This is a genomic window from Streptomyces sp. NPDC006368 (assembly GCF_040612535.1).
Classification (GTDB): domain Bacteria; phylum Actinomycetota; class Actinomycetes; order Streptomycetales; family Streptomycetaceae; genus Streptomyces.
The window spans coordinates 31,036-47,445 of sequence record NZ_JBEXQK010000047.1; the positions used below are offsets into that span (position 1 = coordinate 31,036).

A 16,410-nucleotide genomic window follows, 5' to 3' on the forward strand; every position below is an offset into this window, starting at 1 on the left:
GCACAGTCTATAGAAACCGGCAGTGCGGTTTCTTTATTGTGGGGAAGGGCTGGCTCAAAAGCGCGCGGTGATCCACGATGGAACGAGCTGTCGCGCGAACGTCCCGTGGAACGCGGGCGGGACATAACAGGGGGAAAACCATGTGTGTTGACCGGTTATCGCGGTTGTCCGACGCGCCGGACGGCGGCGCGCGCCCAGGGCGCGTGGCGTTCGGCACCATTTTCCCGGACGCGTCCTGATGGCCGGCGGATCGGGCGGATCGGGTGGACCGAAGAGCCGAGGGGGACTGCTGGCCGTCAGCGACCTTCACGTGCGGTACGCCGAGAACCGCGGGATCGTCGAGGAGTTGCGGCCCGGGACGGACGACGACTGGCTGCTGGTCGCCGGTGACGTCGGTGAGACCGTCGAGGACGTCGAGTGGGCGCTCGGCCTGCTGCGCGACCGGTTCGCGCATGTGGTGTGGGCGCCGGGCAACCACGAACTGTGGACGACGCCCCACGACCCCGTGCGGCTGCGTGGCGAGGCGCGCTACCTCCACCTCGTCGAGATGTGCCGGCGCATGGGCGTCACGACGCCCGAGGACCCCTACCCGCTGTGGGAGGGCGAGGGCGGCCCGGCGGTGATCGCACCGCTGTTCCTGCTGTACGACTACACCTTCCGGCCCGCCGGGGCGCGTACGCGGGAGGAGGCGATGGAGATCGCCGAGCGGGCGGGCGTCGTCTGCACGGACGAGGCGTTCCTGCACCCCGACCCGTACCCGAGCCGGGAGGAGTGGTCCCGGGCGCGCGTGAAGCAGACGGCGGCGCGACTGGCCGACATCCCGGCGGAGTTGCCCACCGTGCTGGTCAACCACTATCCGCTGGTGCGCGAGCCCACCCGGATCCTGCGGTACCCGGAGTTCGCCCTGTGGTGCGGTACCGAGGCGACCGAGGACTGGCCGGTGCGGTACCGGGCCGCCGCGGTCGTCTACGGCCACCTCCACATCCCGCGCCTGATCGTGCGGGACGGCGTCCCGCACCACGAGGTGTCGCTGGGCTACCCGCGCGAGTGGCGGCAGCGCGCCGGCGTTCCGGGGCGTCCCGTACGGATCCTGGGGGAGCGCGGATGATCGAGGAACTGCTGCCGCCGTCGGTGGCCGCCGTCGAGTCCTTCGGTGACGACCCCTCGGCCGAGCGGGCCCTGTACCCGCAGGAGGCCCGGCTCATCGCAGTCGCCGTGGAGTCACGGCGCCGCGAGTTCGCCACCGTACGCCGCTGCGCCCGCGAGGCGCTCGGCAAGCTGGGCGGGCCCGCAGCGCCGATCCTGCCGGACGCCAAGGGGGCCCCGCGGTGGCCCGAGGGATTCGTCGGCTCGATGACCCACTGCAAGGGCTACCGCGCCGCGGTCGTGGCCCGCGCCGCGAGCCTCGCGGCCGTCGGCATCGACGCCGAGCCCAATCTGCCGCTGCCGGACGACGGGGTGCGGGACCTGGTGACCGTTCCCCAGGAGCGGGCGTGGCTGCGGCAGTTGGCCCCACGACGGCCCGGCGTCCACTGGGACCGCCTGGTCTTCAGCGCCAAGGAAACCGTCTACAAGGTCTGGTATCCGCTGACGCGCCGCTGGCTGAACTTCGAGGAGGCCGTGATCACCGTGGATCCGGACCGGTCCACCTTCACCGCGCGCCTGCTGGTCCCCGGGCCGGTCGTCGACGGCGTGCGGCTGGACTCCTTCACGGGCGGCTGGCTCGTCCGGGACGGGCTGATCGTCACCGCGGCGACGATCGCCGGCCCAGCCAACAGCGGTCCAGCACTGCACACATGACGAACGATCAGGTGTCAGCCGCGGGTCGGTGGCGATACCCGGGCGCGGGGGCGTGATCCGCGTAACTGTTCTGCGTTTGCGTCATATATCTGAGTTAATGTGAGGTCATGCGATTCGGGGTGCTGGGCCCGCTTGAGGTGTGGACCACTGAGGGAAGACCGGTTCGGGTCCCCGAAGTCAAGGTGCGCGCCCTGCTCGCGAATCTGCTGGCCCACCACGGCCGCGTGGTGCCCGCCCAAGGGCTGATCGAAGCCCTCTGGGGCGGCTCCACGCCACCCGCCAACCCCACCGGCTCGCTCCAGGCGAAGGTCTCCCAGCTGAGACGGGCCCTGGATGAGGCGGAGGAGGGCTCCCGCGAACTGGTCGCCCACCGCGCTCCCGGATACGCGCTGCGCGCCACGGACGAGGCGGTGGACGCCGGGCTCTTCCGTTCCCTGGTGGCACGGTCCCGTACGGTCGACGACCCGCGCGCCAAGGCCGCCGTCCTCGCCGACGCGCTGGCGCTGTGGCGGGGCCCCGCGTTCGCCGACTTCGCGGACGAGCCCTTCGCGCACTCCGCCGCCGCCGCGCTGGAGGAAGAGCGCCTCACGGCGGTGGAGGAGCACCTGGAGGCCCGCCTCCAACTCGGCGAACACCGACTCCTGGTGGGCGAGGTCACCACCCTGGTGACCGCCCACCCGCTGCGGGAGCGGCTGCGGATGGCGCAGATGCACGCGCTCTACCAGGCCGGCCGGTCCTCCGAGGCGCTCGACAGCTACGCCGACCTGCGCCGCCGTCTGGACGAGGAACTCGGCCTGGTGCCCGGCCCGGCCATCGACGCCCTCCAGCAGGCCATCCTCCGTCAGGACCCCGCCCTGCAGAGCGAGGCCGCCGCACCGGCCGCGCCGGCGGCGGGCCGCGCCCGCACCAACCTCCCCGAGCCGGCGAACACCCTGGTGGGCCGGGACGCCGCGCTGGCCGAAGGCCGGCGGCTGATCCTGAACAACCGGCTGGTCACCTTCACCGGCCCCGGCGGGGTCGGCAAGACCCGGCTCGCCGTCGCCGCCGCGAGGGGCCTGACCGGCGAGTTCCCGGACGGGGTGTGGCTGGTGGAGCTCGCCGCGGTGGCCGCCCCGGACACGCCCGACGCCCTGGAGTGCCTCGCGCAGCAGGTGCTCGCCGTGCTCGGCGTCCGGGAGGAGTACGACGGCGCCGGGGCGCCGCCCGCGGGCCCGGACCGGTCCACCGGGCTCCTCGTGGACGCCGTCGCGTCACGCGGGCTGCTGCTCGTGCTCGACAACTGCGAACACGTCCTGGACGCGGTCGCGGAACTGGCCGGCCTCCTGCTGGAGAAGGCCCCCCGCGTCAAGGTCCTGGCGACCAGCCAGGAGCCGCTGAGGCTCCAGGGTGAGACGGTCTGGCCGGTGCCCCCGCTGGAGCTCCCGCCCCCGGGCGACGCCACCGCGCTGGAACGCTCCAGCGCCGTCCGGCTGTTCGTCGCGCGGGCACGCTCCGGTGACCCCTCCTTCGTACTCGACGCCACCACCGCCCCGGCGGTCGCGGCGGTGTGCCGAAGACTCGACGGGATACCGCTGGCCCTGGAACTGGCCGCCACCCGCGTCCGGGCCCTCGGCATCCATGAGCTGCTCCAGCGGCTCGACGACCGCTTCCGCGTGCTCAACAGCGGCTACCGGGGAGCGCCCCGCCGCCAGCAGACCCTTCAGGCCACCATCGACTGGAGCTGGGGCCTGCTGACCGCCCGCGAGCAGGCCGTGCTGCGCCGGCTGGCGGTGCACGCCGAAGGCTGCACCCTGGCAGCGGCGGAGGAGCTGTGCGCCGGGGGTGAGGTGTCCGCCGACGAGGTGGTCGACGTACTGGCCCGCCTCGTCGACCGTTCCCTGGTCACCCGGGTCGACGGCCGCGTCGCCACCCGCTACCGGCTGCTGGAGTCCGTCGCCGCGTACGCGCAGCGCAGGCTGGAGGAGTCGGGCGAGGCCGGCGAGCTGGCCCTGCGGCACGCCCGCTACTACACCGAGCTGGCCGAGCGGGCCCGGCCGCATCTGCACGGCCCCGGCCAGCACCGGTGGACGCAGACGCTCCACGGGGAGACCGGCAACGTCAGGAAGGCCCTGGAGGAGGCCGGGCGCGCCGGCGCCCCCGGCCTCGCCCTGCGTCTCGTCAACGCCCTGGCCTGGTACTGGTTCCTCGCCGGGCGGCTGGGTGAGGCCCGCCGGACCCTGACCACCGCCCTGGGCATGGCCGCCGGCGCTGACGTACCGGCGGCGCGGGTCGCCGAAGCCGCCACCTGGAACAAGGGGTTCGCGCTGCTGCTCGGCGAGAGCGAGCCCGGCGCCCACACCGGACCGCCCGAAGCCGGAAGGGCCGGGGAACCCGCAAAGGCCGGGAAAACCGGAAGGGCCGGGGAGGCGCGAGAGCCCGCAGCGGCCCCGGAGCTCACCGTGGGCCGGGCCCGCGCGGAGTGGTTCGTGGGTCTGGCCCTGTGGGAGGTGGGCGCGCCCGCCGCCTGCGAGGAGCGCGTGAACCGGGCCCTGGCCGACTTCCGGGCCCTGCGCGACGGCTGGGGCGTGGCCGCGGCCCTCAGCAGCCGTGCCGCCCTCGCGATGTGCCACGGCGAGCTGGAGGCGCTGCGCGACAACGCGCTGGAGGCACGCGCCCAGTTCACCGCGCTCGGCGACGGCTGGGGCCAGCTGAAGGCGGCGGAGGCGCTCGCCGTGCACGCCGAGATCAACGCCGACTACGACCTGTCGGCCCTGCTGCACCGCGAAGGCCTGCGCATGGCCCAGTCGCTGGAGCTGTGGTCGGAGGTGTCCCGCCAGCTGTCGGGGCTGGGCCGGATCGCGCTGCTGTCCGGCCGGTTCGACGAGGCCGAGGAGTTCCACCGGCGGGCCCTGAAACTCGCGATCGAGCAGGGCAACCGCCCCGCGGAGCAGATGGCCGAGCTCGGGCTCGCCCTCGGCGCCCGCCGACGGGGCGACCTGGACGGCGCCGAGGCGCACTTGAGACCGTGGCTGGAGTGGAACCGCCGCCGGGGCGCGAGCCACGGCCTCGCCCTGGTCCTGGCCGAGCTGGGGTTCGCCGCCGAGCTGCGCGGCGACGCCGCCGCCTGCCTCGCCTTCCACCAGGACGGTCTGACCGCCGCAGTGGCGACCGAGGACCCGCGCGCGGTGGCGCTGGCCCTGGAGGGACTGGCCGGTGCCCACAGCCTCGCCTCGCGCCACGTCCGCGCGGCCCGCCTCCTGGGCACCGCGTCGGCGACCCGTTCCCGCGCGGGGGCGCCGCTGCCCCCGGCCGAGCGGACCGATGTGGACCGGATCGGGGGGCGGGTGCGCGCGGCGATCGGCGAACACGACTTCGCGGCCGAGTTCGTCGCCGGGCAGGCGGTGGACCCGGCCGGCGCGGCCCGGGACGAGCAGGGCCTCACGCCGGAGGACCCTGCCGCACCGGACTGCGGACTTCCCGGTGTGGTCGCGGGCGGTGCGGGATGCCGCCCGGCGGCACCTCAGCGCGCCGGGCGCCGCCGCCGGGCCTGGTACCGCCCGGCGGGCGGCGAACAGGGCCCGGGCGACGGCGCGCGGGGCGGAGACGCGGAACCGGGAGGCCTGTCCGCGTGACGGGCGCCGGGACCTGCCTGACCCGCGCCGGGCTCACCTGCGTCAGCGCTGCGGCTCGCCTGGATCAGCGCTGGGCCTCGTCGGTCCAGATTCGGCTGCTCAGGTCCGAGCCCCGGAGGACCTGCACGCGCCACGGCTCGATGCGCAGCACGTGGTACTTGGGGTCGGTGGGGCCCTGACGCCAGAAGTTGCGGGGGTTGTAGCCGACCCCGGCGGGGCTGCCCTTGCTGTACAGCTCCCACGCGTACTGCTTGGTTTCCGGGTCGTCGACCCAGGTGGAGACGCTGTCGATGAAGACCGCGTTCTGCCGGGGGTTCCAGTACGAGTAGGTGGTGTGCGGGTTGTTCGCCAGGTGGGCCACCTTGACGGGGGTCTTGTACGCCGCGAGCCAGCCCACCGGTTTGCCGTCGACGGTCTCCCAGATCGGGAGCAGGACGCGGGCCCGTGGCCGGCCCTTCTTGTCCACGGTGATCATCGTGCAGTAGACGATGTCCTGGATGTACTTGACGAACGCGTCCTCGATTTCCGAGAACGTCTCCACTTTGGCAGCAGCCACGACGGCACCTCGACAGTCATTGGGTGAAATGGGCATATTTCCCGCCCAGTTGCCCTCAGCATGCCGCACGGCCCGCCCGTGCAGAAGAAGGCACTTGGAAGTCACCGACTGACTGCCGGGGAACCCCCTGCCCGGACCCCCTGTCCGGACGCCCTGCCCCCTTGCCCTGCCCCCCTGCCGGGACGCCCTGTCCGGACGCCCTGCGGGTCGGGTCACCGCCTCAGACGGCCCAGACGCCCCGGGCGGCGGCATCCCGCACGAAGTCCGTGAAGTCGCGGGCGGGGCGGCCGAGGACGCGCTCCACCGTGTCGGTCGGGGCGGCGTTGAGGTTGTCGCGGATCTGCGCGACGAGGTCGGCGACGAAGAGGGCGTAGTCGGCGGGGACGTCATAGGACACCAGTTCGTCCACGTAATCCCGGTGGGAGACGGGGACGTAGAGGATCTCGCGGCCGGTGGCGCGGGAGATCTCCAGGGCGGCGTCCGCCAGGCCGAAGGCGCGCGGACCGCTCAGCTCGTAGACCTGGCCGGCGTGCCCCTCGTCCAGGAGCGCCGCCGTCGCCACCTCGGCGACGTCACCGGCGTCCACGAACGGCTCGAGGCCGTCACCGGCCGGCAGGCGCAGCTCACCGGCGCGCACGGCGTCCAGCAGCACGCCCTCGTCGAAGTTCTGGAAGAACCAGTTGGGCCGCAGGACCGTCCATTCGGCCCCGGACTCCTGCACCGCGCTCTCACCCGCCGTCAGGTCCTTGCCGCCGACCGGACCCGTCACCCGCGCCTGGAGCAGCACCAGCCGCCGCACGCCCAGGTCCACCGACAGCTTCGACAGGGCGCGGATGCGTGCCTCGGCGTCCCAGTCACCCGGCTTGTCCTGCATGTCGACGATGTAGGCCGCGTCGGCGCCCTTGAGGGCCGCATCCCAGGTGCCCTCGTCGTTCCAGTCGAAGCGGACTTCACCGGACCGGCTGGCCGCGCGGACCGGCGCGCCCCGCTCGCGCAGGGCCTCGACGACCCGGCGGCCCGTCTTGCCGGTCCCTCCCAGGACCACGATGTTCTTCTCCGTCATGGTGTTCGCCTTCTCTGTGTCGGTGTCGGTGGGACCGTGCGGAGGTGCGGAGGTGCGGAGGTGCGGAGGTGCGGAGGTGCGGAGGTGATGCGGAGGTGCGCAGGTGCCGAGGGGCCACCCGCCCGGGCGGACGGGTGGCCCCTCGGTGGGGCGGGCTACAGGAAGGGCGTGTCCGGGGCGAGGCCGAGGATGGCCCGTCCGTGCACTTCCTGGTTGGTGTTGAAGGCGAACAGGGCGTGCAGCGCCAGACCGCGCATGTCACGGTGGTAGCGCTGGAACGGCACGTCACGCATGATCACCGAGGCGCCGCTCGCCTCGAACAGCTCGTCGACGGCTTCCTTGGCGAGCTGAATCGCGTACCCCGCCTTGCCGCGCACCGCCGCACGCTCCTCCAGCGACGGCTGGGTGCCGGCGTCGGCGTGCTCCTGGAGCAGCCGCAGCCACGTCTCCTGGAGCGCCTCGGCCGCGGCGATCTTGTTCGCGGCGGTGGCGACCTGGATCTGGGTGACCGGGGACTGGCTCTGGTCGGTCCACGACGTGTACGTGATGCCCCGGCCGGGGAGCCGGTCCAGGAACAGCTCGTAGGCACCGCGGGCGATGCCCAGGTAGGCCGAGGCGCCCTGCGCCATGAAGAACGGGATGAACGCGTAGTTGCGGCCGGTGGCGCCCGTGTTGGAACGGTCGCCGGTGGCCCCGCCCAGCACGTCGATCAGGCTGACGACCCGGTGGGCCGGGACCTTCACGCCCGCGGCCGAGACCGTGGAGCTGCCGGTGCCCGACGCGGCGGCGGCGTGCCAGTCGTCGGCGATCTCCAGTTCGGAGAACGGCACCAGCGCGGCGTGCGGCACCGGCGTGCCGTCCGGGCCCGCCAGCAGGGCGGCGAGCAGGCCGTAGTCGGCGCCCCGGGCACCGGAGATCCACTTCCAGCTGCCGGTGAGGGAGTAACCGCCCTCCTCGGGCGTCAGCGTGCCGGACGGGGTGAAGCCGGTGGAGACGCGGACGGAGCCCTCCGCGTACACCTCCTGCTGGGCCTCGTCGGGGAAGAGGCTCGGGACCCAGGAGCTGGACACCCAGATCATCGCGACCCAGCCGGTGGCCGTGTCGGCGCGGGCCAGCTCGCTGAGCACCGCGACCTGGTCGGCCACCGGCGCCTCCAGGCCGCCGAACCGGCTCGGGACGTTCAGCCGGAACACTCCGGCCTTTTCGAGGAGTTCAATGTTCTCGTCCGGAATCCAGCGACGCTGCTCGGCCTCCGCCCCGCTTTCCCGGATACGGCCGGCAAGGGCCTTCACTTCGTCGAGCACCGCAGCAACAGAGCTGCCGGTCGTGGTCATCCTGCCTCCTCAGCAGATAAATCCGGGCCGTATTGCGGAACGGATTTGCCCATCGCGAGATTCGCGATGCTCATTCTGGCGAGAAGCAGTCTTGCGCCAGTAACCGGAAAATAATTCCGAGACGGTGGGCGCAGCGTGACCGGGCAGTGAGGGGGAACTGCTCCGCGTGTCCCCGGGAAAACACGTCCCCGGAAAGTACGCGGAAAACGCGAACCGGGCCGCATCACATAACGCGGCCCGGAAAAGGACATTGCCCCAGGCGCGGGGGAGGGCCTGGGGCAATGTGCTGGGGTGGGCCCGGTCTCCCGGGCCCTGGTCGTGTCCGCGGGCGGTCAGCGCGTGGACTCGACCGGCTCCAGTACCGGACCGCCGTCGGCGGTCGGGGTGGCCTGCGCCGCCCCGGACTTGCCGCGCAGTCCGAAGGCGCTGATGACGGCGGCGGCCAGGGCGGCGACCAGCGGGACGACCAGGGCCGCCCGGTGGCCGTCGAGCAGGGCCTGGGGAGTGGTGCCCGAGGTCGCGGCGGCACCGACCGCGGTGACCGCGGACAGGCCGAGCGCGGCGCCGAACTGGAAGCTGGTGTACAGCAGGCCGCCGGCGACGCCCTGCTCCTCCTCCTCGATGCCCTCGGTCGCGACGATGGTCAGCGGGCCGTAGGCCAGCGAGAAGGCCAGACCCAGGATGATCAGGCTCGGGAACATCATCAGGTACGTCCAGTCCAGGCCGAGCGGCAGGAACAGGGCGTACGACAGCGAGGCCAGCAGCAGACCGCCGAAGATCACACGGGCGTTGCCGAACTTCTCGACCAGCTTCGGGGTGAGCGTGGGCGACAGGATGGCGTCGATGCCGATCACGATGAGGGCGAAGCTGGTCTCCAGCGTCGACCAGCCGCGCAGCTCCTGCAGGTACAGCACGGCGATGAACTGGAAGCCGAAGAACCCGGCGGCGAAGAGCAGGCCGGCGAGGTTCGCGCGGACCAGCGCACCGGTACGGAAGATGCCGAGGCGCACCAGCGGGGCGGACGACTTGCGCTCGATCAGGACGAAGGCGAGGAACAGCACCAGGCTCGCGGCGACGGTGGCGGCGGTCTGGCCCACCGCGACGTGCGTGGCCCGCTCGACCGAGTAGACGAGGAGCAGGATCGCCGCCGTCACGCTGAGCGCGCCGCCCAGGTCGACACCCTGGCCGGAGCGGTCCGGGCGGGGCGACTTCTCGATGAGGACCAGCGCGGTGATGAGGATGAGGAAGGACAGGATGACCGGGGCGAAGAAGACCCAGCGCCAGTCGATCGCCGCCAGCAGACCGCCGACGACCAGACCGATGGAGAAGCCACCGGCCGCGGTGCCCGAGTAGACCAGCAGGGCCTTGTTGCGCTGCGGGCCCTCGGCGAAGCTGGTCGTGATGATCGACAGGCCGGCGGGCGTCATGAAGGCCGCCGCGACACCGGTCACGAACCGGGCGACGATCAGCATCCAGCCCTCGGTGGCGAGACCGCCCAGGCCCGAGAACAGCAGGAAGACGGTGAGCCAGAAGATGAACATCTGGCGGCGTCCGAACAGGTCGGCGGCGCGACCGCCGAGCAGCATGAAGCCGCCGTACCCGAGGACGTAGGCGCTCATGACCCACTGGAGTGTGCCGGTGGACAGGCCGAGGTCGGCCCGGATCGACGGGAGGGCCACGTTGAGCATGGCGACGTCGACGCCCTCGAGGAAGATCGCACCACACAGCACGAACAGCACGCCCCAAGCGCGCCCACTCATGCGTTCGGTGCCGCTGTCCGTGGAAGATTGCGGTGTGGACACGGGAATGGCTCCTTGTTGAGAAACACAGGACGGGGATCGGGGATCGGGGAAACGGAAAGCCGCCACGAACAGGCGTCCGCACAAAACGGCGCACAAACAGCGGAGTTGGAGGTCGGTTCCCACTTGTAACCACAGGCATCATCCGGCAGGCTGAATGGCTATGGAAGAAGGCACTTTGAAGTCACCTACTCACTGCACGGGTACCGAGGACGACTACGAGGTGATGCAGTGGGACACCCGACAGGGCTGTGAGGTGCGGCACATCCTCGATCGGGTGGCCGACAAGTGGTCGCTGCTCGTGATCGCGCTGCTGGATCGCCGCACTCTCCGCTTCTCCGAGCTGCGCCGTCTGATCGACGGCATCAGCCAGCGGATGCTGACCGTCACCCTGCGTCAGCTGGAGCGCGACGGCCTCGTGCGGCGCACCGTGCACCCCGTCGTCCCGCCGCGCGTCGACTACGAGTTGACCCCGCTCGGCAACACCCTGCACGACACGATCCGATCCCTTGTCGTCTGGACGGAGGAACACCAGACCGAAATCGCCGCATCCCGGGCCGACTACGACTCCCGGATGGCTCCCGAGGCCCAGGCCTCCTGACCGGGCCGCCGCCCCGCGCCGGGGCGGCGGATTCGGTGACCGGCGGATGGCCGGCCCGGTGACCGGCCGATGGCGGGTTCGGTGACCCGTGGGTGGCCGGCCTGGTGACCCGCTGATGACCGCGCAGTGTCCCCCGTGTGATCACGCATAAGTAACTTGCGCCGGATGCCCGTATCTGTGCGGGCCCCGCCAGTTCGGAGGAATGCGTGACCACTCGTCTGTTACCGGCCGATCCCGGCTCCGGTCCCGGTCTCAAGGAAGCCGTACGCGACGTCGTTCCCGTCATCCGGAAGTACGGCATCGAAGCGGAGGAAGGGGGCCGGGTACCGCGGGAGACGCTCAGACTCCTCGACAACGCCGGCGCGTTCCGCATGTCCGTGCCCGAGCGCTTCGGCGGGCTCGGGCTCTCCGTCGCCGAACAGGCCGAGGTGGTACGGGAGATCGCCCGCGGCTGCCCGTCCACCGGCTGGAACATGACCGTGTGGCTGACCGGCGCGTTGATGGCCGGCCTCTACCCGGACGAGGTGCAGAAGGAGGTCTTCGCGGGCGGCTCGGTCCGTGTGTCGATCGGCTTCGCCCCGACCGGCCGGCTGACCCCCGTCGAGGGCGGCTACCGGCTCACCGGCCGCTGGAACTACAACTCCGGCTGCCACGCCGCCGACTGGGACTGCGTGGCGGCCATGCTCGAACACCCCGACGGCACCGAGGAGGAGTTCTTCGTCCTCGTGCCCCTGCGCGACCTCACCATCGTCGACGACTGGGACGTCTCCGCGGGACGCGGCACCGGCAGCGCCACCACGGTCGCCGAGGACGTCTTCGTCCCCGCCCGGCGACTGGCCACGTACGAGGGCATCACCCTCGGCACGACCGGTGACCGCTGGAACGAGAAGGAGGCGGGCCGGGGTTACGGCGTCGTCGCCTTCATCATGTCGATGTACGCCGCCATGGCCCTCGGCACCGCCACCGGCGCGTACGAACTGTTCCTGGAGCGGGTCCCCGGCCGGGGGATCACCTACACCAACTGGGAGGAGCAGCGCGACCACCCGCTGATCCAGCAGCGGGTCGCCACCGCCGCCAACAAGATCGAGGCCGGCTCCGCGCTGCTGGAGCAGGTCCTGGCGCTGCTCCAGCGGCGCGCGGACGCCCCGGAACAGCCGACGACCGAGGAGAAGGCCGTCGTGCGCGGCCGGACCGCGTTCGCGGCGACGCTGGCCAAGGAGGCGGTCGAGCTGCTCCACTCCACGAGCGGCGCGTCGGTGATCAAGCGCGATGTGCCGTTCCAGCGCTACCACCGCGACATCCTGGGGTTCTCGCTGCACGCGCTGGCCCAGATCCACACCAACCTGGAGGTCCAGGGACGGGTCCTGCTCGGTCTCGACCCGGGCACCGACATCCTCTGACACCCCCGACGACGACCGGGCCGCCGGCCGCCCCTCCCGCAGGAGGGGCGGCCGGCGGCCCGGTCCCGTTCCGGCCGGCCTCAGCGCGCGGCCGGGAAGTGTCCCTCCTGCACGAAGAACTCGACGTACGTGGTGAACAGCTCCTCCGTGAGCGGCGGGCAGCTGATGCCCGTGCCCTCCAGCGCGGCCTCCGTCTCCGTGGTGTCGATCGGAGGATAGAAGCCGTCGGTGTCCGACGTCATCATCTCGAACGCGTGCAGCAGCGGCAGCAGCGCGTTGCCCCGGTCGGCCCGCACCGCCGCGCTCCACTCGTCCCACCCGGCCTCGCCCAGGCGGAAGCCCAGACGCCGCAGATGGGCGACGCAGTCCGCCAGGCTCAGCGAATCCCGGTTGAACAGGTGGAAGGTGCCGCCCGCCGTCCCCGCGCGGGTGGAGATCCCGAGGATCGCCGCACTCACGTAGTCGACCGGCAGCAGATGGAACCGGCCGTCGACACCGGACGGCACCGTCCCCGCCTGCAACAGGCCCTTCAGGCTCAGCCACACGAAGTCACGGGTCTGGCAGGCGCCGTTCTCCTGGTCACCGGAGATCACGTCGACCCGGTAGACGGACACCGGCAGCCCCCGGTCCCGGGCCAGACCGATGACCTGCTCGGCCACCCACTTGCTGCGCAGATAGCCGCTCGGCAGCGCCTCGGCGGGCCCGGTCGGGTCGCCGACCTTCAGCGGTACGCCCGGGGTGACCGGACCGTTGAACACCCCGACCGTGGACACATGGTGGACGGGCACCGTCCGGTGACGCGCCGCGAGCCGCAGCACCTCCTCGGTACCGCGCACGTTGGCCGTCCGCAGCGCCTCGTACGGGTGCAGCCAGTGGACCGTCGCACCGGCGTGGTACACCACGTCGACGGTGCGGGACAGCCCGTCGAACACCTCCTCGGTCAGCCCCAGGCGCTCCTCGGCGAGGTCCCCGACGAGCACCGTGAGCCGGTCCTCGTCGATCGCGTCCCACACCCGGTACCACTCCAGGCTCCCGCGCAGCCGCTCGTACGCCGTCTTCTCGTCCGCACCCCGCACCAGGCAGTGGATACGGGCCGAGGTGGTGCGCATGAGGTCGCGCAGCAGGAACGCGCCGAGGAAGCCGCTGGCCCCGGTGAGCAGGATCTCCCGCGGGTCGGTGACGGTGCGGACGACCTCGGCGGCGGGCCGGATGTCGTCGGCGAGCCGGATGTCGGCCGCGTAGTCCACCGTGTCCGCACCGCCGGAGCCCGTCTCCCCGTCGCGCGCCGCCACCAGTTCGGCCCGCAGCCGGCCGGCCAGGGCGTGCGGCGTGGGGTGGTCGAAGACCAGCGTGGCGGGCAGCGTCAGCCCGGTGAGCGTGCCGATCCGGTTGCGCAGCTCCACCGAGGTCAGCGAGTCGAACCCGAGGTGCGGGAAGGGCCGTTCGCGGTCGATGCCCTGCGTGCCGGAGCGGCCCAGGACCCGGGCGATCTCCTCCAGCAGCGCCTCCAGCACCGTCTCGAACTGCTCCTCCTCGCCGAGCCCCGCCAGCCGGTCGCCGAGGGACGGCCCCGCGTCGGCCGCGCCCCGGGCGGTGCCGCGCGCGGGCGTCCGCACCAGGGCGCTCAGTACGGACGGCACGCGGGGCTGCTCGCGGAGGACCGCCAGGTCCAGCGGGGTCACCACCGTGTCCGGGTGCCCGAGCCGCAGCGCGAGGTCGAACAGGGCGGGTCCCTGCTCGGTGTCGACCGCGCGGAAGCCGCCACGGGCGATGCGCTTGAGGTCGGTCTCGGTCAGTCCGCCGGTCAGCCCGGTGGCCTGCGCCCACAGGCCCCAGGCCAGGGACGTGGCGGGCAGGCCCCGGGCGGCGCGGTGCCGGGCGAGCGCGTCGAGGAAGCCGTTCGCGGCGGCGTAGTTGGACTGGCCGGGGCCGCCGACGACAGCCGCGATCGACGAGAACATCACGAACGCCGTCAACCCCATGCCCCGGGTCAGGTCGTGCAGGTGCCACGCCGCGTCCGCCTTCGGCCGCAGCACCCCGTCCAGCCGGTCCGGGGTCTGCGAGGCGATCAGCCCGTCGTCGAGCACACCGGCGGTGTGGACGACACCCCGCAGCGGATGTTCCGGCTCCACCGAGGACAGCAGCCCGGCGAGGGCGTCCGGGTCCGACACGTCACAGGCGGCGACGGTCACCGAGGCGCCCAGGGCCGCCAGTTCGGCCACCAGGTCACCGGCCCCGGGGGCGTCCGGGCCGCGCCGGCTGACCAGCAGCAGGTGCCGCACGCCGTGCGCGGACACCAGGTGCCGCGCGAACAGCCCGCCGAGCGACCCCGTGCCACCGGTGACGAGGACGGTCCCGTCCCGGTCCCACACCGGCTCACCGGCGACGCCCGCCCCGGCGCCCGAGCCCGCGTCCGCTCGCGTGATCCGCGGTGCGCGCACCAGCCGGGGCACGAGCACCCGGCCGCCGCGCACGGCGGCCTGCGGCTCGCCCGACGCCACGACCGCCGCCAGCACCTCGTCCGGGCCTTCGTCCGGCCCTGCCGTTTCGTCCGCCGGCGCCAGGTCCACGAGGACGATACGGCCGGGGGACTCCGACTGCGCGGAGCGCAACAGGCCCCACGCCGCGGCGGCGCCCAGGTCGGTCACGTCCTCCCCGGCGGCGGCCGACACGGCGCCGCTCGTCACGACCACGAGCGGGACGCCGGACAGCGTGTCCTGCTCCAGCCACCCCTGGGCCAGCTCCAGGGCGCGGCCCACGGTGGCGCGGACCGCCGCCGCCGCGTCCGCGCCGGTCGCGGAGCGCAGGTCGACGCGGACGGCGTCGACCGGGACCCCGGAGGCGATGGCGGTGACGACGGACGCCGGGTCCGGGTGGCCGTCCGTGCCCAGTACGGCCCAGTGGAGAGCCGCCGCCACGTCCTGGTGGGCCTGCGCGGAGGCGGGCCGGGGCGTCCAGTCGACGTGGAAGAGGGAGTCGTGGTTCCGGGCCCGCGCGGCGGTGAGCGCGCCGGTGTCGACCGGCCGCAGCGTGACCGCGCGGATGTCGGCGACCGGCCGGCCCGTCGGGTCGGCGAGGCTCACCGCCCAGGTGTCGTCCTCCGCCCCGGCGAGCGGGGTGAGGCGTACACGCAGGGACTCGGCCCCGGTCGCGTACAGACGGAGCCCGCGCCACCCGGCCGCCGCCAGGAGCGTGGGGGCCGTGCGCAGGTGCAGCGGGTGCAGCGCGGCGTCCAGCAGCGCCGGGTGGAGCCCGAAGTCGGCGGCCCCGCCCACGGTGTCGTCCACCAGGCGTACCTCGCCGAAGAGTTCGCCGTCCCGCTCCCACAGCCCGGTCAGGCCCTGGAGCACCGGCCCGTACGCCGACCCGGCATCGGCGAGACCTTCGTACCCGCCGGAAACCGGGAGCGGGGTGGCACCGGCGGGTGGCCACTGCTGGTGCGGGGCGGCGGCCGGCGGGGTCAGCGGGGCGGAGCTCAGCACACCGCGCGCGTGGCGGACCCACGAGGCGCCGGTGTCGTCGGGCCGGGAGTGGACGGTCAGCGTCCGCCGGCCGGCCGCGTCGGGCGCCCCCACCCGGAGCTGCACATGGACGCCGCCCGTCGTGGGCAGCACCAGCGGCTCCTCGACGGTGAGCTCGTCCAGCACGGCGCAGCCCGTCTCGTCACCCGCGCGTATCGCCAGCTCGGTGAGGACGGCGCTCGGCACGACGGCCTCGCCGGCCACCGTGTGCGCGGCCAGCCAGGGGTGGGTGCGCGCCGACAGGCGGCCGGTGAGCAGCGCCTCGTCGCTGTCACCGAGCAGCAGCGCGGCGCCCAGCAGCGGATGCCCCGCCTTTTCGAGACCGAGGCCGCCGGCGTCCGTGCCGGTGGTGGCGGACGCGTCGACCCAGTACCGCTGGTGCTGGAAGGCGTAGGTGGGCAGCGGCACCCGGCGGGCGCCGGAGCCGGCGTAGAACGCCTCCCAGTCGACGCGGACCCCACCGTGGTGCAGCGCGGCCAGGCCGTCGATCAGTGTCGTGGGCTCGGACCGGCCACGGCGCTGGAGCGCCAGCGCGGTGGCACCGGGACGCTCCGCGAGGATGCCCTGCGCGAGAGCGGTGAGCACACCGTCGGGCCCGATCTCGACCACGGTCGTCACACCCTGCTCGCGCAGTGTGGTGATGGCGTCGGCGTAGCGGACGGCGTGGCGGACTTGGTCGGTCCAGTAGTCGGCGGTGCGTAGGTCGTCTGTGGTGGCGGGGTGGC

At 73.1% G+C, this 16,410-nt stretch carries 10 protein-coding genes; 5 read left to right on the top strand and 5 right to left on the bottom strand.

Annotated elements, in window-relative coordinates:
* The first annotated feature begins 238 nt into the window (after window positions 1–238).
* The 3 genes from ABZZ38_RS26175 (at window position 239) to ABZZ38_RS26185 (ending at window position 5,411) form a co-directional block, all read left to right on the top strand.
* On the top strand, window positions 239–1,108 hold the full coding sequence (locus tag ABZZ38_RS26175) for a metallophosphoesterase (RefSeq protein ID WP_356744257.1): 870 nt from the start codon (window positions 239–241) through the stop codon (window positions 1,106–1,108).
* Window positions 1,105–1,800, top strand: a complete 696-nt coding sequence (locus tag ABZZ38_RS26180) for a 4'-phosphopantetheinyl transferase superfamily protein (protein ID WP_356744259.1) — start codon at window positions 1,105–1,107, stop codon at window positions 1,798–1,800. The genes ABZZ38_RS26175 and ABZZ38_RS26180 overlap by 4 nt, the downstream gene beginning before the upstream one ends.
* A gap of 107 nt (window positions 1,801–1,907) precedes the next feature.
* Window positions 1,908–5,411: a BTAD domain-containing putative transcriptional regulator gene (locus tag ABZZ38_RS26185; protein ID WP_356744261.1), complete on the top strand. Its 3,504-nt coding sequence runs from the start codon at window positions 1,908–1,910 to the stop codon at window positions 5,409–5,411.
* A 64-nt stretch (window positions 5,412–5,475) separates the two neighbouring features.
* On the opposite strand, the gene ABZZ38_RS26190 is transcribed toward ABZZ38_RS26185, so the two are convergent.
* The 4 genes from ABZZ38_RS26190 to ABZZ38_RS26205 form a co-directional block, all read right to left on the bottom strand.
* On the bottom strand, window positions 5,476–5,967 hold the full coding sequence (locus tag ABZZ38_RS26190; RefSeq protein ID WP_356744263.1) for a pyridoxamine 5'-phosphate oxidase family protein: 492 nt from the start codon (window positions 5,965–5,967) through the stop codon (window positions 5,476–5,478).
* Window positions 5,968–6,187: 220 nt separating this feature from the next.
* Window positions 6,188–7,030 (bottom strand): NAD(P)H-binding protein, encoded by an 843-nt coding sequence (locus ABZZ38_RS26195; protein WP_356744265.1) that lies wholly within the window; start codon window positions 7,028–7,030, stop codon window positions 6,188–6,190.
* 155 nt (window positions 7,031–7,185) lie between these two features.
* Window positions 7,186–8,364: an acyl-CoA dehydrogenase family protein gene (locus ABZZ38_RS26200; RefSeq protein ID WP_356744267.1), complete on the bottom strand. Its 1,179-nt coding sequence runs from the start codon at window positions 8,362–8,364 to the stop codon at window positions 7,186–7,188.
* Between the two features lie 332 nt (window positions 8,365–8,696).
* Window positions 8,697–10,124 carry an MFS transporter gene (locus tag ABZZ38_RS26205; RefSeq protein WP_356744277.1) on the bottom strand — a complete coding sequence of 476 codons (1,428 nt, stop codon included), beginning with the start codon at window positions 10,122–10,124 and terminating at the stop codon, window positions 8,697–8,699.
* Window positions 10,125–10,326: 202 nt separating this feature from the next.
* Here ABZZ38_RS26205 and ABZZ38_RS26210 point away from each other — a divergent pair, with 202 nt between their 5' ends.
* Window positions 10,327–10,764, top strand: a complete 438-nt coding sequence (locus ABZZ38_RS26210) for a helix-turn-helix domain-containing protein (protein WP_356744269.1) — start codon at window positions 10,327–10,329, stop codon at window positions 10,762–10,764.
* Between the two features lie 206 nt (window positions 10,765–10,970).
* Window positions 10,971–12,164: an acyl-CoA dehydrogenase family protein gene (locus ABZZ38_RS26215; RefSeq protein ID WP_356744271.1), complete on the top strand. Its 1,194-nt coding sequence runs from the start codon at window positions 10,971–10,973 to the stop codon at window positions 12,162–12,164.
* 80 nt (window positions 12,165–12,244) lie between these two features.
* On the opposite strand, the gene ABZZ38_RS26220 is transcribed toward ABZZ38_RS26215, so the two are convergent.
* The coding region (locus ABZZ38_RS26220; protein WP_356744273.1) for a thioester reductase domain-containing protein at window positions 12,245–16,410 on the bottom strand (4,166 nt) is incomplete at its 5' end.